The 22366-nt window shown below is 68.4% G+C and carries 21 protein-coding genes; 6 read left to right on the top strand and 15 right to left on the bottom strand.

Annotated features, from left to right (window positions below; translation table 11 throughout):
- Window positions 1–10: 10 nt before the first annotated feature.
- Together ftsY and smc are read right to left on the bottom strand one after the other, a co-directional pair.
- Window positions 11–883, bottom strand: a complete 873-nt coding sequence (gene ftsY / locus ACFC14_RS13910; RefSeq protein ID WP_376105561.1) for a signal recognition particle-docking protein FtsY — start codon at window positions 881–883, stop codon at window positions 11–13.
- A gap of 54 nt (window positions 884–937) precedes the next feature.
- The gene (gene smc, locus ACFC14_RS13905) at window positions 938–4483 is read right to left on the bottom strand and encodes a chromosome segregation protein SMC (RefSeq protein ID WP_376105558.1); all 3546 of its coding nucleotides are present in this window, start codon (window positions 4481–4483) and stop codon (window positions 938–940) included.
- A 526-nt stretch (window positions 4484–5009) separates the two neighbouring features.
- On the opposite strand from smc, the gene ACFC14_RS13900 reads away from it, so the two are divergent.
- The 4 genes from ACFC14_RS13900 to ACFC14_RS13885 all read left to right on the top strand — a co-directional run bounded on the left by ACFC14_RS13900 (window position 5010) and on the right by ACFC14_RS13885 (window position 8548).
- Entirely contained in the window at window positions 5010–5291 is a 282-nt protein-coding gene (locus ACFC14_RS13900; RefSeq protein ID WP_376105555.1) for a hypothetical protein, read from the top strand.
- A 61-nt stretch (window positions 5292–5352) separates the two neighbouring features.
- Window positions 5353–6432, top strand: a complete 1080-nt coding sequence (locus ACFC14_RS13895) for a GNAT family N-acetyltransferase (RefSeq protein ID WP_376105554.1) — start codon at window positions 5353–5355, stop codon at window positions 6430–6432.
- Between the two features lie 101 nt (window positions 6433–6533).
- Window positions 6534–7229 carry an ABC transporter ATP-binding protein gene (locus ACFC14_RS13890; protein ID WP_376105552.1) on the top strand — a complete coding sequence of 232 codons (696 nt, stop codon included), beginning with the start codon at window positions 6534–6536 and terminating at the stop codon, window positions 7227–7229.
- Window positions 7226–8548: a permease gene (locus tag ACFC14_RS13885; RefSeq protein WP_376105549.1), complete on the top strand. Its 1323-nt coding sequence runs from the start codon at window positions 7226–7228 to the stop codon at window positions 8546–8548. Before ACFC14_RS13890 ends, ACFC14_RS13885 begins: the two co-directional genes overlap by 4 nt.
- Window positions 8549–8587: 39 nt before the next feature.
- Here the strand turns inward: ACFC14_RS13885 and mutM are convergent, their stop codons facing one another.
- The 6 genes from mutM to ACFC14_RS13855 form a co-directional block, all read right to left on the bottom strand.
- Window positions 8588–9451 (bottom strand): bifunctional DNA-formamidopyrimidine glycosylase/DNA-(apurinic or apyrimidinic site) lyase, encoded by an 864-nt coding sequence (mutM, locus tag ACFC14_RS13880; RefSeq protein WP_376105547.1) that lies wholly within the window; start codon window positions 9449–9451, stop codon window positions 8588–8590.
- Complete coding sequence (gene rnc, locus ACFC14_RS13875; RefSeq protein ID WP_136043795.1) at window positions 9444–10136, bottom strand: ribonuclease III; 693 nt, start codon at window positions 10134–10136, stop codon at window positions 9444–9446. The genes mutM and rnc overlap by 8 nt, the downstream gene beginning before the upstream one ends.
- Before the next feature lie 10 nt (window positions 10137–10146).
- Complete coding sequence (gene rpmF / locus ACFC14_RS13870; RefSeq protein WP_017830754.1) at window positions 10147–10356, bottom strand: 50S ribosomal protein L32; 210 nt, start codon at window positions 10354–10356, stop codon at window positions 10147–10149.
- Between the two features lie 2 nt (window positions 10357–10358).
- A complete protein-coding gene (locus ACFC14_RS13865; RefSeq protein WP_136044039.1) occupies window positions 10359–10907 on the bottom strand; it encodes a DUF177 domain-containing protein in 549 nt (182 codons plus the stop codon).
- Between the two features lie 70 nt (window positions 10908–10977).
- On the bottom strand, window positions 10978–11475 hold the full coding sequence (gene coaD, locus ACFC14_RS13860) for a pantetheine-phosphate adenylyltransferase (protein ID WP_136043793.1): 498 nt from the start codon (window positions 11473–11475) through the stop codon (window positions 10978–10980).
- A 27-nt stretch (window positions 11476–11502) separates the two neighbouring features.
- Window positions 11503–13677, bottom strand: a complete 2175-nt coding sequence (locus ACFC14_RS13855) for an ATP-dependent DNA helicase RecG (protein ID WP_376105540.1) — start codon at window positions 13675–13677, stop codon at window positions 11503–11505.
- A 62-nt stretch (window positions 13678–13739) separates the two neighbouring features.
- Between ACFC14_RS13855 and rsmD the strand changes: the two genes are divergently transcribed.
- Window positions 13740–14354, top strand: coding sequence for a 16S rRNA (guanine(966)-N(2))-methyltransferase RsmD (rsmD, locus tag ACFC14_RS13850; protein ID WP_376105537.1), 615 nt, complete (start codon window positions 13740–13742; stop codon window positions 14352–14354).
- Here rsmD and thiL read toward each other — a convergent pair.
- Entirely contained in the window at window positions 14324–15319 is a 996-nt protein-coding gene (thiL, locus tag ACFC14_RS13845) for a thiamine-phosphate kinase (protein ID WP_376105534.1), read from the bottom strand. The two genes, rsmD and thiL, sit on opposite strands and share 31 nt — an antisense overlap.
- A gap of 23 nt (window positions 15320–15342) precedes the next feature.
- Between thiL and ACFC14_RS13840 the strand changes: the two genes are divergently transcribed.
- The gene (locus ACFC14_RS13840) at window positions 15343–15828 is read left to right on the top strand and encodes a DUF3515 family protein (RefSeq protein WP_376105532.1); all 486 of its coding nucleotides are present in this window, start codon (window positions 15343–15345) and stop codon (window positions 15826–15828) included.
- Window positions 15829–15849: 21 nt separating this feature from the next.
- Here the strand turns inward: ACFC14_RS13840 and ACFC14_RS13835 are convergent, their stop codons facing one another.
- The 6 genes from ACFC14_RS13835 to leuC all read right to left on the bottom strand — a co-directional run bounded on the left by ACFC14_RS13835 (window position 15850) and on the right by leuC (window position 22224).
- On the bottom strand, window positions 15850–16932 hold the full coding sequence (locus tag ACFC14_RS13835) for a D-alanine--D-alanine ligase family protein (protein WP_376105529.1): 1083 nt from the start codon (window positions 16930–16932) through the stop codon (window positions 15850–15852).
- Complete coding sequence (locus ACFC14_RS13830) at window positions 16838–17995, bottom strand: NAD(P)H-dependent glycerol-3-phosphate dehydrogenase (RefSeq protein WP_376105526.1); 1158 nt, start codon at window positions 17993–17995, stop codon at window positions 16838–16840. The genes ACFC14_RS13835 and ACFC14_RS13830 overlap by 95 nt, the downstream gene beginning before the upstream one ends.
- Window positions 17961–18716, bottom strand: a complete 756-nt coding sequence (locus ACFC14_RS13825) for a lysophospholipid acyltransferase family protein (RefSeq protein ID WP_376105523.1) — start codon at window positions 18714–18716, stop codon at window positions 17961–17963. The genes ACFC14_RS13830 and ACFC14_RS13825 overlap by 35 nt, the downstream gene beginning before the upstream one ends.
- Window positions 18717–18721: 5 nt before the next feature.
- Entirely contained in the window at window positions 18722–20089 is a 1368-nt protein-coding gene (murA, locus tag ACFC14_RS13820; RefSeq protein WP_376105521.1) for a UDP-N-acetylglucosamine 1-carboxyvinyltransferase, read from the bottom strand.
- A 66-nt stretch (window positions 20090–20155) separates the two neighbouring features.
- Complete coding sequence (gene leuD / locus ACFC14_RS13815; RefSeq protein ID WP_376105518.1) at window positions 20156–20752, bottom strand: 3-isopropylmalate dehydratase small subunit; 597 nt, start codon at window positions 20750–20752, stop codon at window positions 20156–20158.
- On the bottom strand, window positions 20752–22224 hold the full coding sequence (leuC, locus tag ACFC14_RS13810) for a 3-isopropylmalate dehydratase large subunit (RefSeq protein WP_376105516.1): 1473 nt from the start codon (window positions 22222–22224) through the stop codon (window positions 20752–20754). Before leuC ends, leuD begins: the two co-directional genes overlap by 1 nt.
- Between the last annotated feature and the right edge of the window lie 142 nt (window positions 22225–22366).

Here is a 22366-nt window from a genome sequence, read left to right as displayed (position 1 = left end):
AGTCCCGTCATCAACCGACCAGCGATTGGACGAAGATATGGGGGGTGAATCCGGTGAGATCATCGATTCCCTCGCCCTGGCCGAGCAGCTTCACCGGGATGCCCGTGCGCTCCTGCACCGCGAGCACGAACCCGCCCTTCGCCGACCCGTCGAGCTTCGTGAGGACAAGGCCCGTGACGCCCGCGTGCTCGAGGAAAGCCTCGGCCTGCATCACGCCGTTCTGGCCCGTCGTGGCATCGAGGACGAGCAGCACCTCGCTGATGGGAGCCTGCTTCTCGATGACGCGCCTGACCTTGGAGAGCTCGTCCATGAGCCCTCCCTTGGTGTGCAGACGCCCGGCGGTGTCGATGATCGCGATCTCGATGCCTTCGCGCTTGGCGTACTCGACGGTCTGGAAGGCCACGGATGCGGGATCCTGCCCTTCTTGCTGCGGGCGCACGATCGCCGCTCCCCCGCGCTGTGCCCAGGTCGCGAGCTGATCGACGGCCGCCGCGCGGAACGTGTCGGCTGCACCGACGACGACGCTGCGCTGATAGCCGCGGAGGAACTTCGTGAACTTGCCGATGGTGGTGGTCTTGCCGACGCCGTTGACGCCGACGACCAGCACGACTGCCGGACGCTCGGTGAGCTTGAGCGTCGTGTCGAACTTTGCGAAGTGCTCCTCGAGAGTCTCGCGGAGCATGCGCTGGAGGTCGCGAGGATCGGTCGTGCGGTACTTGTCGACCTTGGCCCGTAGTTCGTCGACGACGCGCTCACTGATGTCGGGGCCGAAGTCCGCGGTGATGAGGGCGGTCTCGAGGTCCTCCCAGGTCGTCTCATCGATGGTGGGCTTGACGAACATGCCGCGCAGTGCGCGACCGAGAGACCAGGACTTCTCCGCCATCCCTCCAGCCTACGGGTAGCGCGGGCCGAACCACGCCTCCCCGAGCGAAGGGGGTCAGACGGCAGCTGCTGCGCGGTCCCCCACCCGCTGTCCCACGACCGCAGACACGCCGTCCTGTCGCATCGAGACACCGTAGAGCGCGTCGGCGATCTCCATCGTGCGCTTCTGGTGCGTGATGATCAGGAGCTGCGAGCTCTCGCGCAGCTGCTCGAACACCGTGAGCAGGCGACCCAGGTTCGCATCGTCGAGCGCGGCCTCGACCTCGTCGAGGATGTAGAACGGGCTCGGCCGCGCTTTGAAGATCGCCACGAGCAGGGCGACCGCGGCGAGTGAACGCTCCCCACCGGAGAGCAGCGACAGCCGTTCGATCTTCTTCCCGACCGGGCGCACCGACACCTCGATGCCGGTGGTCAGCATGTTCTCGGGGTCGGTCAGGGAGATGCTCCCCGTGCCACCGGGGAACAGCAGCGGGAAGACCTGGCCGAAAGCCTCCTTCGTGTCCTCGAAGGCGCTCGCGAAGATGGTCTGCATGCGCTCATCGAGGTCGGCGATGATCGTCAGCAGGTCCTGGCGCGTCTGCGTGAGGTCGGCCAACTGCTCCGTCAGGAAGGCGTGGCGCTGCTCGAGCGCGGCGAACTCCTCGAGCGCCAGCGGATTGACGCGTCCGAGCTGCGCGAGCTTGCGCTCGGCGTCGGCCAGGCGGCGCTGCTGGATGCGACGGTCGAACGGGATCGCCGTGTCGTCGAGCAGCTCATCCGCCGGTGGCTCGACTCCCGGATCACGAGGAACCAGCTGATCCGGACCATATTCCGCAATGAGAATATCTTCGTCGAGGGAGAGTTCCGACGACACGCGCTCGAGCAGGCTGTTGAGGTGCAGCTTCTTCTCGTGGATCTGCAGCTCGAGGCCATGCACACTTTCGGTCAGACCCGCGAGACGCTCCCGCAGCGACGTCTCCTGGGCGCGGAGCCCGACGAGCTCCTCGTTCTGGGCCGAACGCGCGGCCTCCGCCTCTGCCAGGGCTACACGGGCCTCGGTGACCGATCGGTCGAGGGAGTCGAGGATCCGCGGCAGCTCCTCCGCGACGCCCGACGCCGCTTCGCGCTGGGCTCGACGGATGACCGCTCGCCGCGCCGCTTCGGCCGCGGCGTCGCGCTCCTGTTCGCGCTGCCGTTCGAGGCTCGTGACCCGCGCCTGAGCCGCACGCACGCGTTCACGCAGCGTCTCGATCTCCAGCCTCGCCCGCACCTCGCCCTCGCGGGCCAGCTCCAGTGTTTCGAGGAGGCCGTCTCGCGCAGAGGCGTCGAGCACGGGACGCGGAGCCGCGATCGCCTCGTCCAGCGCTGCCTTGGCCGTCTCCGCCTTCGCCTCGGCATCGGACACGGCGGCCTGAGCCTGTGCGAGTCCGGTCTCGAGTCGCTCGCACTCGGCCACCGCTGATTCATGACGGACGGTGACCCGGTTCACCTGCTCGGCGTGGGTGGCGAGGGCCGCGTCGTGCTCGCGCAGTGCGCGGAGCGCGTCCTTGGCCTGTCGTCTGGTCGTCTCGACCGCTTCGTTCGCGTCCTCACGCGCCTCGCGCAGCGAGTCCACCACGATCTGGATCTCTGCCAGCCGCTCGGCCGCCGCATCCCGCTCGGCCGCGAGCTCCAGACGAGATCGCTCGCCCCCGGATCCGGTGCGCAGCGTCTGGGCGGTGATCACGTCTCCGCCGACCGTCACGATCGTCGTGGAGGCATCCCCTGCACGGTCGAGCGCGGTGCGCGCGGCACGGGCGGACTCCAGATCGACCGCGATCAGTACGTGCGACAGGATGCCCAGCACACCATCGGGGGCCGTCACGGTCTCGACCGCAGGTGTGACCCCCTCGATCGGAGCGGCCACCGGCTCCGGACGCAGTGCGTCGGCGACGACGAAGTCGACGACTCCCCTGCGGTTCTCTGCCGCCTCCGCCGCCTGGGCGAACGCATCGGCGGCAGTGTCGATGAGCACGCCCTCGGTGAGCGGGCCGAGCACGGCGGCGATCGCCGCTTCGAAGCCGGCGCGGACCTGAACGGCGTCTCCGACGAGTCCGCGAACGCCCTTACCGCCGGCCTTGACGATCTCGGCGGCGCCGCCCGACAGCGCCAGAGCACTGCTCAGGGCTGCGGCCTTCGCAGTCAGTGAGTCGACCTCGCGCTCAGCCGCGTGCAGCCGTTCCCGCAGAGTCTCCCGCTCGGCCTCCGCGGCTGTCGCCGCTCGCTGCGCACTGTCGTAGGCCGCTGCGTGTTCGACGGCGGTGCCCTCGGGCGCTTCGGCATCATCGATCGCCTCGAGCGCCTCGGCCGCCTCGCGCCTGCGCGCATTCGCCGCCTCGAGCGCGTTCTCCTGGCGAAGCACCGCGCCGCGCACGGCGGCGAGAGCCGATGCCGCAGCGTCGGCCGTGCCGCGCAGCGCCGAGAGACGCATGTCGTACTCCGACACGAGCGCGCTCTGTTCGGCGATGTCCACATCGAGCGTGTCGAGCTCGGCCCTGGCATGGACGACGTCACGGCTCGCCGATGCCGCCGCATCCTGCGCATCGCCGAGGCCTGCGGAGATCATGTCGATCTCCTCCTTCGCCTCGTCGATCGTTGCCTGGGTCACGGTGACCGCGGTGACCGCGGCGTCGTCGTCTTCGGAACCGAGCAGCGCCAGGCGCTGGTTCGCGAGCGTGTAAAGCCCGCGCATGCGCTCCTGCACCTGCTCCAGACCGAAGGCAACGCTGCGAGCCTGATCGACGGCGACCGAATTCTGATCCTGTTCGAGCCGCGCGATGCTCGCTCGCACGGTCTCTGCCTGGTCGGAAAGGACAAGCCGCTCCGTGTGGCGTTCGTGCTCTGTGCGGGTGTGGTCGGCGAGGGCGGTGCGCAACGCGACGACGTCGTCCGCGAAGATCCGCGCCTTCGCATCACGCACGACGGCAGCGATCGTCTGCGCCTCCCGCGCGATCTCGGCCTGGCGACCGAGCGGCTTGAGCTGACGGCGGATCTCCCCCGCCAGGTCGCTGAGACGCGTGAGGTTCGCCTCCATCGCGTCGAGCTTGCGGAGGGTCTTCTCCTTGCGGCGGCGGTGCTTGAGAATCCCCGCCGCCTCTTCGATGAAGCCTCGTCGGTCTTCCGGAGAAGCCTGGAGCACCGTGTCCAGGCGCCCCTGGCCGACGATCACGTGCATCTCCCGACCCAGTCCGGAATCGCTGAGCAGCTCCTGCACGTCGAGGAGTCGGCATCCTTCGCCGTTGATCGCGTACTCGCTCGACCCGTTGCGGAACAACGTGCGACTGATCGTCACCTCGGCGAACTCGATCGGGAGGGCACCGTCGGCATTGTCGATCGTCAGCTGCACCTCGGCACGACCCAGAGGACCGCGCGTCGAGGTACCCGCGAAGATGACGTCCTCCATCTTGCCGCCGCGGAGCGTCTTCGCGCCCTGCTCACCCATCACCCAGGCGAGGGCGTCGACGACGTTCGACTTGCCGGATCCGTTCGGACCGACGATGCAGGTCACGCCGGGTTCGAAGACGAAGCTCGTCGGCTGCGCGAACGACTTGAACCCTTTGAGCGTCAGGCTCTTCAGATGCATGCGGGCACCGCTCGTCCGGGGAGAATCACGCCGCTACGCTACCGGAATCCCGGGCCTCAGCCGTCATCCCGCGCGGGCGTTCATCGAACCGGTACCGCTCGGCGACACGCCGTGCGAGAGGAAAATGCTTGACGCTGCCCGACGGAGTTCGCTACCGTGTCCTCCGGATCGACGCACGAAAGGAGGTTACCGATGATGATGATTCAGCTCAACGCACAGGCCACTGGCCTCAAAGCGCCAGCGCACTTCGCGCCGCGCCCTGCGTTCTCGGTAACCGCCGGCGTCCGCTTCAGCGCGCTCTCGTAGCAGCGCACCCCGAGAATCTCAGCCCGTAGTGGGCCTTCTCCCGTCGGTGCACCCGCGCCCCACCCTCTGATCCGCGTCCGGATCATGGATCTCGCCGCCTTCGGCGCCCACGTCCCGTGGCCCGAATGCTGCCGACTCTCGCACCCACGCGTCACGCGCCCCACCGTCGCGCGACGCCTCCTGCTCTTGCACTCCCTCACCTCTTTCAAAGGACTCTCTCGTGAACACCACGTTGCGCCGCAACATCACCCACCCGCCCGATACCGAGGACCGCGAGGTCTTCCAGATCCCCCGCGACGACGAGCTCCGCCGGTTGGCGCTCTCAGATCGCATCTCCCTGCGGATCGGCCTCTGGCTGCTCCAGCGATCTCAGCGCCCGCGGCGGCAAGGCCGCACCGTGCACATCGAGTCGGCGGAGCTGCTGATCACCGAACAGCGTCGCCGCGCCGAGCACGAACTGGGCGTCCTCACGGCGTTCGCCCTGCAGCGCGGGATCCGCTGATTCTCGGAACCAGCGGACGACGATCCCACCTTCCCGTTGAACCCCCACAGTAAGGACTGACATGACCATCGTTGAACCGACGATCACTCCCCTGATCGTGCCGGCCTCGATCGACGACGACACGGCAGCGGAGTTCCGCGCATACGGCGAACTCAACCGTCAGATCTGTGATGAGCAGGTCGGACTTCCCGGACTCGCTCTCGATGCGGCACAGATCCTGCCGGGTTGGCAGGACGACACCGACTCACTGGACCGCGGCTTCGTCGCCCGCGTCGACGGCGAGATCGTCGGCATGGTGACCGTCTCCTTCGCGCAGGAGGAGGAGGCGAACGCCGGCGAGATCGACATGCTGGTGCCCGAGACGCACTGGGGTCGCGGAATCGAGAACGCGTTGCTCGCGCACGCCGAGGACGAGGCCCGGGCGCGCGGTCGCAGCGTCGTGCAATTGTGGAGCCTGCACCGGCCGGAGGAAGCCGAGCGCATGCTCGAGCCGCGGACGGGGTGGGGCCGAATTCCGGCCACACCTCTGAGCGATCTCGCCGAATCCGCCGGGTACACGCTCGAGCAGGTCGAACGGAACAGCGAGTTCGACCTGCATTCCGACCCGACGCTCCTGCGCACGGCGCTGGCGGAGGCGAACGCTCATGCCGGTTCGGAGTACCGCACCCTCGAATGGATGCTTCCGACGCCGCCGGAACTGCGCGCGGCATACGCCGACATCCTCGCGCGGCTGTCGACGGACGCCCCGAGCGGCGAGATGGACTTCGTCGCCGAGGTGTGGGACGCGGATCGCGTGGCACGGCGAGATGCACGGATCATGGAGTCCGGGCGCGTCGTCTCGGTCGTGGCCGTGCAGCACGTCCCCACCGGGGACATCGTCGCCTACAACGAGCTGCTGATCGGGACCGACCGCACCGGCGTCACCCATCAGTACGGCACCCTGGTGTCGAAAGACCACCGAGGCCATCGGCTCGGGACGGTCGTGAAGTGCGCCAACCTTCTGCGGTGGCAGGAGTTGATGCCGGAATCGCCCGTCGTCTCCACGTTCAATGCGGAGGAGAACCGCCCCATGCTCAGCATCAACGAGAAGATCGGCTTCCGTCCGGTCTCGTACGCCGGAGCGTGGCAGAAGAAGCTCTGATGGGCGTGCGGACCCGATCTCATTCTGGAGGATGAGGCCGGGTCCGCATCCTCATCCGCCGGAGCGACGACACCCGCCGGCGCGGTGACGAGAGTGGAGACATGAACATCCCCGTGATCGAAGCCCATGCCCTGACCAAGACCTTCGGGATGACGCGCGCTCTCGCCGGAGTCGATCTCGCGATCCACCGCGGCGAGTCCGTGGCGATCATGGGCGCCTCGGGTTCGGGCAAGACGACCCTCTTGCACGTGCTGGCAGGAATCACCGCACCCGATGCGGGCAGCGTGCTCTTCCGCCCCGCAGAGGGCGCACCCATCGAGATCACCGCGCTCAACGAGTCCGCGCGTTCCCGTCTGCGCCGCGAGCGGTTCGGATTCGTGTTCCAGCAGGGGCTGCTCATCCCGGAACTGACGGCAGTGGAGAACGTGGCTCTCGCTTCGATGATCAACGGCGTCCGCAGGCAGGACGCCATCCAGCACGCAGCGTCCTGGCTCGCCGCGCTCGGACTCGCGGGCATGGAGGATCGCCGGATCGGCGAGCTCTCCGGCGGTCAGGCACAGCGTGTCGCGATCGCCCGCGCGCAGGCGACCGGCGCGGAGCTCGTCTTCGCCGACGAACCGACCGGCGCGCTCGACTCGCACACGTCGTCCGAGGTCATGGATGCCCTGCTGTGGTCGACCACGAGCCAGGGTCGGACCCTCGTCGTGGTCACCCACGACCCCGAGGTCGCCAGTCGCTGCACGCGCACGATCGCCGTCCGCGACGGACGCATCGTCTCCTCGGCTGTGGCCGCATGAAACGCAACGTCCTCGCGCTGCTGCTGCGCCCCGTCCCCGGGCAGAAAGGCGTTCTCGCCCTTCCCGTCGTCGCGTTCGGCGTGGTGACCACCCTAGTGTTGACGGTGATCGGCGGGGCCCAGTCTTTCTGGGGCTGGACAGATCCGGAGGCGCCTGTCTATCAGGCGCTCGCAGCGATCGCGCTCGTCCTCCTGGTCGTCCCACTGATGTCGCTCGGGGGCGCTGCCGCACGGCTGTCCGCCCGACGACGAGATGAGCGCCTCTCGACCTTGCGTCTGCTCGGGGTCTCCCCGGCAGGTGTCACGGTCGCCACCGTCGCCGAGTCCGTGCTGGTCGCCGCAGCTGGAGCCCTCGCCGGTGTCGTCGGACACGTCGCGCTGAGTCCGCTCATCGGGTTGATCCCGTTCCGCGGTGAGGCACTCGGCTTCGGCGCGGTCGTGCTGCCTCCGGCGCAGATCGCCCTGGTGCTCGCGGGAGTGCTCGTCCTCGCCTCTGCCAGCGCCGTCGTCGGCCTTCGTCGTGTGGTGATCTCCCCGCTCGGAGTCCGAACCCGTGCCACGACCAGCAGCGTGCACTGGATCCGCGCGCTGATCGCGGCCGGCGCCATCGCGATCGCCGTGGTGCTCATCAAGGTCTTCCCCTCGATCGGCGGGTTGGTCACGACCATCGTCGTCGTCGCAGGGCTTTTCGGTGCCGCGCTCGCCGTGCTCAACGTCGTCGGTCCGTGGGTCCTCAAGGTGACGGCGACACGGCAGCTTCGCCGGGCCGAACAGCCGGACAGACTGCTCGCCGCACGCCTGGTCCTCGACTCCCCGAAAGCCGCGTGGCGACAGGTGGGCGGCATCGCGATGGCGAGCTTCATGGCTGTCTTCGCCGGCACGGGTGTGGCGTTGATGAACGTGATGACAGGACCGGAGGCGTCGGAGTCCGACTTCGCCCTCGCCGGCGACATCCGTACCGGGCTCATCATCACCCTGATCGGCTCGTTCCTCATGGTGGCGGCATCCGTCGGCGTCAACCAGGCATCCGACGTGCTCGATCAGCGCGAGCTGCACCGCAGTCTCCATCATCTGGGGATGCCACTGGAGACCGTGGACCGCGCCCGGAGACGTGCGATCATGTCACCGCTGCTGGTCACGGCGATCGGCTCGGCGCTGGTCGCGGCCGTCCTCGTCATCCCCCTGATCGGGATCGCTCTGATCACGGCGCCCCTGTCACTCGTCACGATCGCCGCGGTGGTCGCTGTGGGGATCGTCATCGTCTGGGCGAGCACCTGGGCCACCCGTCCGCTGCTGCGAGGCGCGTTCCAGACGGCGTGACCGACCGCGACGCCGCTGACCTGCTCCGTCGGGGGCAGGTCAGCGACGTCGTTGGCAGGACGGGCAGAAGTGCGAGCCCCGGTTCATGAAGCTCTCGCGCACGATGTCGGTTCCACAGCGCGGGCAGGGTGTGCCCTGTTTGCCGTACGCATTCAGAGAATGCGCGAAGTAGCCCGCCTGCCCGTTCACGTTGACGTACTGGGCGTCGAAGCTCGTCCCGCCCTCGGCCAACGCCTTCGCAAGCACGATCCGCACCTCGGCCACCAGACGGTGGACGGCCCGGGTGGAGAGCTGGTTCGCCGGTGTCTCCGGATGGATACGTGCTGCCCAGAGCGACTCGTCGGCGTAGATGTTGCCGATTCCGCTCACGACGCCCTGATCCAGGAGCACGCGCTTGATCGCGCTGCCGCGCCGCGCAAGCGCCGCGCGGAACGTCCTGTCATCGAACTTCTCGTCCATGGGGTCGCGCGCGATGTGCGCGACCTGCGTCGGAATCGGCGACTCCCCGTCGTCGATCAGCGCATCCACGGCGAGAGAGCCGAAGGTGCGTTGGTCGGCGAAAACGATGGCCAGTTCGCCGTGCGCGGGGTGCTCGATGCCGATCCGCACGCGCTCGTGCCGTTCCGCATCGGCGTCAGGCGCCCGAAGCAGCATCTGCCCGCTCATGCCGAGGTGTGCGATCAACGCCGACCGGGAATCGTCGAGCGGGAGCCAGAGGAACTTTCCGCGGCGGGAAGCCGCGGTGAAGCTCCTCCCCTCCAACCTGCCGACGAAATCGGCGGCGCCGGCCGTGTGGCGGGTGAGCGCACGCTCATCGAAGACGCTGACCGAGGTGATCAGGGAACCGACGGCGGCCGGCTCGAGGCCGGCGCGGACGACCTCGACCTCGGGAAGCTCAGGCACGCTCGCTGAGCGTGCGCCAGGCGCTGAGGGCCGCCGCCATCTCAGCGGTCTTCTTGCTGCTCCCGCGGCCGGTCATGCTGACGTCGCCGACAGACACCGTGGCGGTGAAGCGGCGGTCATGATCCGGGCCACTCGCTTCCACGGAGTACTGCGGAGGCGTCGCGCCGACGCGAGCGGCGAGCTCTTGCAGGCTGGTCTTCGGATCCATGGCTGCGCCATAGCGTTCCGGATCTGCGAGAAGAGGCTTGGTCAACCGCAGCACGAGCGCTGTGGCGGCCTCCGGACCGGCCGACAGATACGTCGCGCCGATCACGGCTTCCATCGTGTCGGCCAAGATCGAGTCCTTGTCCCGACCACCGGTCTGCTCCTCACCGCGTCCGAGCAGCAGATGACTTCCGAGATCGATGCCGCGAGCGACCTCCGCGAGAGCGACGGTGGAGACGACGCTCGCGCGCCGCTTCGCCAGTTCACCTTCGTCGAGGTCGGGGTGCGTGGTGAAGAGCATCACCGTCACGGCCTGACCCAGCACCGAGTCGCCGAGGAACTCCAGGCGCTCGTTGTGCGGGATCCCGCCGTGTTCGTACGCGTAGGAGCGGTGGGTGAGGGCCAACTCCAGAAGCTCCGCGTCGATATCGACGCGGAGCTTATCTGGGAGAGGTCTCGTCCCCCCGGGGACCTCCGTCACGGTACGCGACTCAGACGTCGGCGACCTTGCGGCCCTTGTACTCGAGGAAGAGCTCGGTGCCCTGCGAGTCTGTGACGACCTTCGCCTGGTGGGGACGGCTGTAGACGACCTGGCCGTTCTCGATGGTCTTCACAAGGGCGACGGGAGCCGCCTTCCACTGCGCGCGGCGCGAGCGGGTGTTCGAACGGGAAACCTTGCGCTTCGGGGGGTTACCAGCCATGACTAGCTCTCTTCTTTCTCGGCGGCACGAGATTCTTCCGTGCCGTCTTGGTCTGTGATGTTCTGGAGCGCGCTCCACCGAGGATCGATGGGAGCCACCTGCTCCGTTCCGGTGCTCATGGCCAGTCGTTCACCCGTTTTCGGGTCGAGACCCGGGCAATCCGGCTGACACACCGGCTGAAAAGGAAGCGACAATACGGCCGCATCCCTGACGAGAGTTTCAAGATCCACGTGGTCGTCTTGAACCTCGAAGTCAGTTTCTTCCTCACCAGGATACGCGAAAAGCTCCTGGAACTCGACTTCGACGGGCCGGGCGATGTCGATCAGGCATCTGCCGCACACGCCGACATACTCCGCATCGGCGGTTCCGGACACCAGGATGCCCTCGTGGACCGACTCCAGACGCACATCGAGATCGATGTCCGAGCCCGCTTCGAAGGTGACGATTCCCTCCCCCCACGTCTCTTTGAGAGCCACGGTGAACTCGTGTTCCCGCATCTCTCCCGGACGTCGGACGATGTCACGGACGGGGAGCACGAAAGGGCCGTTCATTCGAGAGCGCACTGTTCCATGCTACTCGGCTGCACCTGCGGCCGGGCTGACCGTCGTCCTCGAGGAGGACTCAGATGCCGCGCCCACCGGTGTCGAGGAAGTCTGCCACCGCGGGAGGAACGAACGGTGTCACGTCGCCGCCGAGCGATGCGACCTGACGCACCAGCGAGCTCGAGACCATCGCATGAGACGGATCGGGCAGGAGGAACACGGTCTCGATGTCGGCGAGGTGGCGGTTGACGATCGCCATCGGCGACTCGTAGGCGACGTCGATCTGCGAGCGGATGCCCTTAACGAGAACACCTGCGTCGACATCGCGGGCATAATCCACGAGGAGACCCATGCTCCACGAACCGATCACGATATTGCCCGGCATGCCGTCCTCGGCGATCGAGCGCTCGAGGAGAGAAAGCCGCTGCGCGATCGGGAGCATCGCCTCTTTGCCGGGGTTGTGCACCACCAGCACGTGCAGTTCGTCATACAGGGCTGCTGCTCGGCGGATCACGTCGAGATGACCCAGGGTCGGCGGATCGAAGGAACCCGGGACGACGGCGATCCGGCTGCTCATGCCACCAGCCTAGGGCAGGAACGGAGCTCAGTTCTTCGCGAGCGCCGCACGATCTTCGTCGGTCACCCGCCGAGCGATGGCGTCGCGAAGACCCGGGTGCTGCTGGAGCGTCGGGTCGTCAGCGAGGATCGTCTCGGCCACCTCACGGGCGCGGGTGATGAGCGCCGCATCCTTGACGACGCGCAGCAGTTTGAGGGATGAGCGGACGCCGGCCTGCGCCGCCCCGAGCACGTCGCCCTCGCCCCGCAGCTCGAGATCGACCTCGGCGAGAGCGAAACCGTCGAGCGTCGCCGCGACGGCATCGACACGGTCTCGAGCGAGCGAGCCGGCTTCCGCCTCTGTGACCAGCAGGCAGAGCCCGGGGACACCGCCTCGCCCCACGCGCCCCCGCAATTGGTGCAGCTGGGAGACCCCGAATCGGTCGGCGTCGAGCACGATCATCGTGGACGCGTTGGGGACATCGACGCCGACCTCGATCACCGTGGTTGCCAGCAGCAGGTCGATGTCTCCCCGGGCGAAGGCCTGCATCACGGCATCCTTCTCGTCGGATGGCATCCGGCCATGCAGCACAGCGCGACGGATGCCGCCGAGGGTGGGATGGGTCGCGAGCGCCTCGTCGAGCTGCACCACACCCCAACGGGGACCGGATGAACCATCCGGGACCAGCGCGGAGGGCTCCGCCGGCTCTGCGGTCTTCTTCGTCGTGTCGATCGCCGCGCACACCGCGAACACCTGCCGCCCCTGGGCGATCTCCTCGGCAGCGCGTTCCCAGACGCGATTGAACCATCCGGGGTGCTCGGCCAACGGGGCGACGAACGACTCGATGCCCGCGCGACCGGCCGGCATAGTGCGGATGACGGAGGTGTCGAGGTCGCCGAACACGGTCATCGCCACCGTCCGCGGGATGGGGGTCGCCGTGAGCACCAGCGCGTGGGGGCTCGAACCCTTCGCGCGGAGGGCCTCCCGCTGCTCGACTCCGAACCGGTGCTGCTCGTCGACCACGACGAGGCCGAGGTCGGCGAAGGTCGTCCTCTCGCCGAGCAGTGCATGCGTGCCGACGACGATGAGCGATTGACCCGAAGCGACCCGGAGCGCAGCCTTACGTCGCTCCGCGGCCGGAAGCTGGCCCGTGAGCAGTGTCGGCATCAGCTGCGGGGCGAGGTCGGGACCGAGCATCTTCGCGATCGAGCGCAGGTGCTGGCCGGCCAGCACCTCTGTCGGAGCGATCAGCGCCGCCTGTCCGCTGCTCTCGGCCACCTGCAGCATCGCTCGCAGCGCGACGAGCGTCTTACCGGAACCGACCTCACCCTGAACGAGCCGGTTCATCGGCCACGAGCCGACGAGGTCTGTGGCGATCTGCGCCCCGACGGTCTCCTGATCCGGCGTGAGCGTGTAGGGCATCGCGGCGTCGAAGCGCTCGAGAAGCCCTCCCGGCCGGGCGGGTCTCGACGTCGCGGAGAGCGCGCGCACCGCATCGCGCTGCTGCAGGAGCGCGGTCTGCAGCGTGAGTGCCTCGTGCATGCGGAGGGTGCGAACCGCCGGATCGATGTCGTTGCGCGTGCGCGGGCGATGGATCCGCTCGAGTGCCTCGTCGGCGGTGAGCAGCTCTTCCCGTTCCCGGATCTCGGCCGTGAGCGGGTCGGGCACCTTCTCGAGATCGTCCAGCACCCGACCGACGAGTCGAGCGATCTGCCATGTCTGGATCGCCGAGGTCGCGGGGTAGATCGGGATCGGAACCGCCGCACGCGCGTCAGCGCTCCGTCGGGCGGAATCCTCATCGTCGAACAGCTCGTACTCGGGGTGCGCGAACTGGGTGACGCCGTTGAACTCCCCCACCTTGCCGGAGAACACGCCACGGCGGCCGACCGCGAGGTCTTTGGAACGCCACTCCGCCGCACCGACGTTCTTCGCGAAGAAGGTGAGGGACATCCGCCCGATGCCATCGCCGATGACCACGTCGACCATCGCCCCCGGCCGATTGCGCATGCGTCGGAAGCTCGACGACAGGACCTCGGCGACGATGGTCACCGTCTCGCCGAGCGGCAGGTCGCGGATCGGTGTCAGCTCACCCGGATCGGCGTAGCGCCGCGGGTAGTGCGAGAGCAGGTCGCCCACGTTCTGCATGCCGAAAGCGCGTCCGAGCGTCTTGGCAGACGCCGCACCGAGCGCATCCTCCAACGAGGAATCGAGCGTGAGCGACATGCTCCGAGTCTAGGGAACGCGACCGACACCGCCGGGCACTCGCGCTGTCGTATCGTGAAGTGGTGACGAGGATCATCGCAGGGGCTGCCAGGGGCGCCCGGCTGGAAGTACCGGGGGCCGGCACGCGACCGACCAGCGACCGCGTCCGAGAGTCGCTCTTCGGAGCGCTGGAGGCGCTGAGCGCCATCAGCGGCGCGCGCGTCCTCGACCTGTATGCCGGCTCCGGCGCCCTGGGCCTCGAGGCGCTCAGCAGGGGTGCCGTCAGTGCGGATCTGATCGAGCGAGGCCGCCAGGCGGCGGCCATCGTCCGCCGCAACGCCGCCGTCGTCGCCAAGGCGGGCGGCGTCTCGACCGGTCGGGTGCATGAGGGCACGGTCCATGCGTTCCTGCAGCGCGCGACCGGCCCCTTCGATCTGGTCTTCACCGACCCGCCCTACGACCTCGACGACGCGACCATGACGGCCGACCTCGTCGCCCTCGCCCCGCTGCTGTCGGCGGACGCGGTCGTCGTCGTGGAACGAGCACGCCGCTCGACGCCTCCGGACTTCGGCGCCGCGGGTCTGGAGCTGTTCCGGGAGAAGTCCTACGGCGACACCACACTCTGGTGGGCGGAGCCCGCGGCGGACGAGAGCTCGTCAGCCGATGATCAGCCGGAGACCGAGTCCCAGTCCCGATAGGGATCCCATCCGCTGAGGTCGACGGGAAGTCCGTCGCACAGCAGGTCGTCGTCTCCGCGCGAGATGACCCGTCCGATCACGCGGAACCCGGGCGGGAGCAGTCCCTCGGGGAACGTCGCGAGCAGCGCATGGTCTTCTCCCCCGGCGATCGCCCGCTCCGGGTCTGCGCCCAGCGCCGCGCGGTCGAGAGCGATCGTGACTCCGGACGCGGCCGCCATCCGGCGCGCATCGAGAGCGAGCCCGTCGGAGATGTCCATCATCGCGGTGGCGCCGACCGTCGCCGCCACAGTGCCGAGCCCGATCGGAGGCGAGGGGCGCAACTGTGCGGCCAGTGCCGCGGACTCCCCAGCGGCCAGCTGCGCGACATCGACCGGCACGGGCACGTCGCCGTCGCGGAAACGTCCGAACAGCACGGCGAGCCCGCGTGCAGCATGGCCCAGCTCGCCGGCGACGGCGACGACGTCACCGGGACGAGCGCCGCTGCGGGTGACCGGAGCGCGACCTTCGAGATCCCCGAGCGCCGTCACCGCGATGGTCAGCACGTCGGACACCGTGAGGTCTCCGCCGACCACCGCACAGCCCGGCGCCAACGCGTCACACGCGTCACGGAAGCCGTCGGCGAGGCGCTCGACGAACGAGAGACGCAGATCCCGCGGAACGGCAAGCGCGACCAGGAGTGCCGTCGGCCGGGCCCCCATCGCCGCGACATCCGCCAGGTTCACGGCCGCGGCCTTCCAGCCGAGGTCGTACCCGCTGGACCACGCGAGGCGGAAGTCGGGTCCGTGCACGAGGGTGTCGGTCGTCGCCACCACGCTGCCCGACGGCGTCGCGATCACGGCCGCATCATCACCCGGCCCGATCAGGGTATGCGCGGCCGGCGCGGTGCGGGTCAGGATCGCCTGCAGGATGCGTCCTTCGGAGACATCGCCCAGGCGCGGATCATCGGCATCGGGTCGGGAGGGCATGCTGTCAAAGGTAGCCTGGAAGCATGCTCCGTTCCCGTCGCCTCGCTGCCCTCGCAGGCGCGGTGATCCTCTCCGCCGCCCTCGCCGGATGCTCCACGACCGTGCACCTCGAACCGGCCGATGATGCGAACGATCCGGCCTGCGCCTCGGTCTCGGTACTGCTGCCGGACAGCGTCGCCGGCTTCGACCGGGTGTGGACGGATGCCCAGGCGACCGGAGCGTGGGGCGAGCCCACCACGGTCGCGCTGCGCTGCGGCGTCGAGCCGCCCGCCCCCTCCGCGCTCGTCTGCACGACACTCGGGGGTGTCGACTGGCTGGTCCTCGAGCAGGAGGAGGAACGGCAGCGCCTCGTCACCTACGGGCGCGAGCCCGCCGTCGAGGTCAACATCCGTCGCGGCGAGCAGGTCGACTTCCAGTCCATCGTGGACTCGATCTCCACGAGCATCCAGTCCGGACTGGCGCCGGCGACGGCGAAGTGCACCGACCGCGTCGAGTTCCCCGCGAGCTGACCGCGGGCGGAGGCGCCGACGTCAGCGGCGCAGACCCGCCTCGATGAGTTCGGTAATCAGTTCGCCGTAGCTCAGGCCGGATGCCACCCAGCACTTCGGGAACATCGAGATCGGCGTGAAGCCCGGCATCGTGTTGAGCTCGTTGACGACGAGCTCGCCCTCGGGGGTCAGGAACATGTCGACGCGGGCGAGTCCGCGGCCGTCGACAGCCTCGAATGCGCGCAGGCCCGCCTCCTGGATGGCCGCCGTCTCATCTGGGCTCACCTCGGCCGGGCAGACGACATCGACGCCGTCACCGCCGAGATACTTGCCCTCGAAGTCGTAGAACCCGCGCGAGGTGAGCACGACCTCCCCCGGAAGAGAGGCACGCACGCCTTCGGCGGTCTCCAGCACGGCGACTTCGATCTCGCGGCCGCTCACACCGGTCTCGATGAGCACCTTGTCGTCTTCGGCGAACGCCACCGCCAGTGCCGCATCGAGTTCCTCGGCGACATCGACCTTGGACACCCCGACGCTCGAGCCCGCGCGGGCGGGCTTCACGAACAACGGCAGCCCGAGGGCGGCGGCGAGCTCGCGGATGTCCACGGCATCCCGATCCCAGTCGGCGCGGCGAACGGTCACCCAGGGTGCCACCGAGATGCCTGCGGCCTGGAGGGCGATCTTCATGAAGTGCTTGTCCATGCACAGGGCGGAGTCGAGGACACCGCCGCCGGCATAGGGCACCTCGAGTGTGTCGAAGTACCCCTGGATCGTGCCGTCCTCGCCGTGCTGCCCGTGAAGGATCGGAAGCACGACGTCGACCGCGCCGTAGCCGACGACCGACCCGTCGACCTGCACGACACGCAGCGTGCGGTCGCCGCCCGGTTCGGGCCACAGCACGCGCGTGCCGTTGTCGACGACCTCGGGAAGGTGCGCCGCATCCAGGGGGAACTTCGCGGGATCGTCGTCCTCCAGGACGAACGCCCCCTCGCGCGTGATCCCCACCGGGATCACCGTGTAGCGGTCGCGATCAATCGCGCCCAGCACGCCCCCCGCCGTTGCGGAACTGATCGAATGCTCGCTGGAGCGCCCGCCGAAGAGCACCACCACCGTCTGCTTGTCCATGGTTGGTCCTCTCACCCTGCGGGGTGTCGTCGTCCGTCGTCAGGTGGGGTGCGATGTCTCGCGGATCCATCTTGCCGTCGAGCACCATCTTCACCTGCTCGACGATGGGCATGTCGACCTCGGCCTCGCGTGCGAGCTGCAGGATCGGCGCGACCGATGCCAGCCCCTCCGCCGTCTGCTGCATCTGCTTCACGACGTCCTGGAAGCTGTATCCCTGCCCGAGCAGGCGCCCGGCCGTGTTGTTGCGGCTCAGCGGCGACTGGCAGGTGGCGATCAGGTCACCGAGGCCGGCGAGCCCCTGCAGCGTCTCCGGATGCGCGCCGTTCGCCACGGCGAAGTCCGTCATCTCGACGAGACCTCTCGTGATGATCGACGCCTTGGTGTTCTCGCCGTAGCCCACGCCATCGACGATGCCGATGGCGACCGCGATCAGGTTCTTGAGCACTCCACCGAACTCGGTGCCGATCACGTCGGTGTTCACGAACGTGCGGAAATAGCTGTTGCGGGCGGCACGCGCGACGATCTCGGCCGTCTCCTGGCTGCGCGAGGAGATCACGGCGGCGGTCGGCTGCTCGCGGGCGATCTCCAGCGCGAGGTTCGGACCGGACGCCACGGCAATGCGGTCGGGGTCGCAGCGAAGCTCCTGCTGGATCACCTGGCTCATGCGCAATCCGGTGCCGCGCTCGACACCCTTCATGAGACTGATGACCTTGGTGTCGCTGTCGGCGAGCAGCGGACGCAGCGCCTTCAGGTTCTCGCGCAGTGACTGGCTGGGCACCGACAGGTAGACCTGTTCGACGCCGTCGAGCGATGTCGCGAGCTCATGAGTGGCGGCCATCGTGCGGGGAAGATTGATGCCGGGCAGGTAGCGGGAGTTGCGCTTGGCCTCGTTGATCTCCTGCGCGAGCTCGGCTCGGCGTGCCCACATCGTCACCTGGGCTCCGCCGTCGGCGAGGATCTTGCCGAAGGTCGTCCCCCAGCTGCCGGCTCCGATGACGGTGACGCGCGGCCCGACAGGCGCTGTTCTCTTAGGAGTCAAGGCGTCCTGTCTCCTTCTGCCCATGGTTTGCCGGGTTCCAGCGCTCGGCCGGTGCCTTCTCGTCACGCAGCTCTTCCAGGAGCGCCGTGATCGCGTTCATCAGGCGGTTCGTCGCCTCGGTGAGCGCCGCCGGCTCGCCCGCGCGTCCGCGCAGGTCCGACACGTCGACAGGATCGCCGACGAGCACCCGCACGGGCTTGCGCAGCGGCCAGAGGCTCAGGCCCTTCTGGTAGCGCCCCATGATCGCCTGGGTACCCCACTGCGCCATCGGGATCAGGGGGATGCCGTCGGCGAGGGCCAGACGCACCGCACCGGACTTGCCGCGCATCGGCCACAGGTCGGGGTCACGTGTGAGGGTTCCCTCGGGATAGACGATCACTCCGCGACCGTGCTCCACCAGCTCCTCGGACTGCTTCATCGTCTGCCGCGCAGACGCCGCGGAAGAGGTGCGTGCCACCGGGATCATGCCCGTACGGCGCAGGAACCAGCCGAGGACCGGGACCTTGAAGAGGCTCTCCTTCGCCATGAACCGCGGCGCACGACCGATCCGCCACACGGCGACCGCCACGATGAGCGGATCGAACTCCGAATAGTGGTTCGGCGCGAGGATGAACGACCCCTCCTGCGGGAGTTTCTCGCCGCCGGAGACGCGAATCTTCGCGATCAGCGCGACCGGCGGGATCACCAGTGCGGCGAGCGGCCAGAAGACGCTCGGCCTGGTCGTCTCCGCCGACCGCCGTGCCATCCGGCTCACCGGATGACGTCGAAGTCGGCGCCGAGCGCGTCGAGCTTGGCGAGGAACTTCTCGTAGCCGCGGCTGAGGATGTCGACTCCCGACACTTGCGACTCACCGGTGGCGGTGAGGGCAGCGATCACGTGGCTGTAACCGCCGCGGAGGTCGGGAACCACGATCTCGGCTCCGTGCAGCGGCGTCGGACCGGTGATGACGGCGGCCTGCTCGAGCTCGCGGCGCGGCACGCGACGCGGTCCGGCCTGCAGACCGTGCGGGTGCACGACGATGTCGGCGCCCATCTTGACCAGCGCGTCAGTGAAACCCATCCGGTTCTCGTACACCGTCTCGTGCACCACGGAACGCCCGTGCGCCTGCGTCAGCGCCACCACGAGGGGCTGCTGCCAATCGGTCATGAAGCCGGGGTGCACGTCTGTCTCGACGACGACGGGCTTGATCTCGCCGTCGCGGCGGAAGAGGATGCCGTCCTCCTGGATGTCGAACCAGCCGCCCGCCTTGCGGAAGACGTTGAGGAACGTCAGCATCTCCTGCTGCTTGGCTCCGCCGACGAAGATCTCGCCGTCGGTCGCCAGAGCCGCGGATGCCCAGGACGCCGCCTCGTTGCGGTCGAAGATCGATCGGTGGTCGTAGCCGCGGAGCTTCTCGACGCCCTCGATGACGATGACGCGATTCGGCTCGTAGGAGATGATCGCGCCCATCTTCTGGAGGACCGCGATCAGATCCATGATCTCGGGCTCGATGGCGGCGTTGCGCAGCTCCGTGACACCCTCGGCTCGGACGGCGGTGAGCAGCACCTGCTCGGTCGCACCGACGCTCGGGTAGGGGAGGTGGATGTTCGCCCCGTGCAGTCGACCTCCGCCGGTGGAGAGGCGGATGCCACTGGGGAGCTTCTCCACGATGGCGCCGAACTTGCGGAGGGCGTCCAGGTGGAAGTCGATCGGACGATCCCCGATACGGCATCCGCCGAGGTCGGGGATGAACGCCTGACCGAGACGGTGCAGGAGCGGGCCGCAGAACAGGATCGGAATGCGCGATGCACCGGCGTGCGCGTCGATCTCCTCGAAGTGGGCGGATTCGACGTCGCTCGGGTCGAAGACGAGGGAGCCGGGCTCATCGCCCTCGCTGACGCGCACACCGTGCACCTCGAGCAGCGAGCGCACGACGGCGACGTCGCTGATCGCCGGCACGTCGCGCAGGGTGCTCACTGTCTCGCCGAGGAGCGAGGCGACCATGGCCTTGGTCGCCAGGTTCTTCGCCCCCTTGACGTCGACGCGACCGCGGAGCGGGCGTCCGCCTCGAATGGCGAGGACGTCTCCGGTGAGTGCAGGGACTCCGTCCGGGAGAGCGTCGCGCACAGGTGTCGTCATTCGGAGCCTCACTTCATCTACGGATTTCGGGGGCGGGTTGCCCCTGGGCTCCCCCGCCCCCACCGTCTACTGAACGGGAAGGGTTCGGGGCCGCCACGACTCGCGACGGGCCTCGAACTGCGCGATCTTGTCTTCATTGCGCAGCGTGAGCCCGATGTCATCGAGCCCTTCGAGGAGCCGCCATCTAGTGTAATCGTCGATCCCGATCTCGGCCTGGACGTCGCCGATCGACGCGGTCCGTGCCTCGAGATCGACGGTCATCTGAACCCCGGGATTCCGGTCGACCTCGGCCCAGAAACGTTCGAGATCCTCTTCCGAGATCGTCGCCGCGAGCAGACCCTGCTTGCCGGAGTTCCCCCGGAAGATATCGGCGAAGCGAGGGCTGAGAACGACCTTGAAGCCGAAGTCCCGCAGCGCCCAGACCGCGTGCTCGCGGCTGGATCCCGTGCCGAAATCAGGTCCGGCGAGCAGCACCGAGGCACCCTGGAACGGCGCCTGGTTGAGCACGAACTCGGGGTCCTGGCGCCAGCCGTGGAACAGCGCATCCTCGAAACCCGTCTTCGTGACGCGCTTCAGGAAGACAGCCGGGATGATCTGGTCGGTGTCGACGTTCGACCGCTTCAGCGGTGCCGCGATGCCCGTGTGCGTGATGAACTTCTCCATCAGTTTCCCTCCTGGGTTGCTGAGCCTGTCGATGCATCCATCAGGTCGCTCGGGCTCGAAAGGGTTCCGCGGATCGCGGTCGCGGCGGCCACGAGCGGCGACACAAGGTGCGTGCGCCCTCCCTTGCCCTGTCGTCCTTCGAAGTTGCGGTTCGACGTGGAAGCACAGCGCTCCCCCGGCGCAAGCTGGTCGGGATTCATGCCCAGACACATCGAGCAGCCGGCGAATCGCCATTCCGCTCCGAAGTCCGTGATGACCTTGTCGAGCCCTTCGGCCTCCGCCTCCAGGCGCACGCGCGCGGACCCGGGGACGACCATGACGCGCACGCCGTCGGCCTTCTTCTTGCCCTGGATGATCGAGGCGAAGGCACGCAGGTCCTCGATGCGGCTGTTGGTGCACGATCCCATGAAGACCGCGTCCACCGGCACCTCCTTGAGCGGGGTGCCCGGCGTCAGCGCCATGTACTCCAGCGCCCGCTCGGCGGCAGCCCGCTCGTTCGGGTCGACGATCTCGGCGGGGTTCGGCACCGACGACGACAGCGAGCTGCCCTGGCCGGGGTTGGTCCCCCAGGTCACGAACGGCTCGAGTTCGTCGGCATCGATGAAGACCTCGGCGTCGAACGTCGCGCCCTCGTCGGTCGGCAGGGTGCGCCAATAGGCGACGGCGTCGTCCCAGTCCGCGCCCTTCGGTGCGTGCGGACGACCCTCGAGGTAGGCGAACGTGGTCTCGTCGGGAGCGACCATCCCGGCCCGTGCTCCCGCCTCGATCGACATGTTGCAGATCGTCATCCGACCCTCCATGGAGAGGGCGCGGATGGCGCTGCCGCGGTACTCGAGCACGTAGCCCTGACCGCCGCCGGTGCCGATCTTCGCGATCACGGCGAGGATGATGTCCTTCGCGGTGACGCCTTCGCGCAATATGCCGTCGACATTGATCGCCATCGTCTTGAACGGCTTCAGCGGCAGTGTCTGCGTGGCCATGACGTGCTCGACCTCGCTGGTCCCGATGCCGAACGCCATGGCTCCGAACGCGCCGTGCGTCGAGGTGTGCGAGTCGCCGCAGACCACCGTGATACCGGGCATCGTCAGTCCGAGCTGGGGTCCCACGACGTGCACGATCCCCTGCTCCGCGTCACCGAGAGAGTGCAGACGCACTCCGAACTCGGCGGCGTTGCGGCGCAGGGTCTCGATCTGCGTGCGGCTGGTCAGGTCGGCGATCGGCTTGTGGATCTCCAGCGTCGGGGTGTTGTGGTCCTCGGTCGCGATCGTCAGGTCGAGACGGCGCAGCGGCCGCCCCTCGCTGCGGAGGCCGTCGAACGCCTGCGGGCTGGTGACCTCGTGCACGAGGTGCAGATCGATGTAGATGAGGTCGGGTTCGCCGTTCTCGCCCTTGACGACCAGGTGGTCGTCCCAGACCTTCTCGGCGAGGGTCCGGCGGCGTGCGGAATCGGCACCGTTTGCGGGGGTGGTCATTGCGTGTCTCCTGTGGCTGGCGGTTCGGCCCACGATGGACTCCGCGACGAGGAGGGGCTCAGATCGAGGTCTCGTCGCGGCCGCTAAGAAGAAGGAGCACGGTCCGCATGACGTCAGATTACCACCGCTCGGACGCGCGCCG

This window comes from Microbacterium sp. NPDC055988 (assembly GCF_042269505.1).
Classification (GTDB): domain Bacteria; phylum Actinomycetota; class Actinomycetes; order Actinomycetales; family Microbacteriaceae; genus Microbacterium.
Note: the sequence above shows the minus strand (reverse complement) of the source record. Positions and strands in the feature narration are given on the sequence as shown.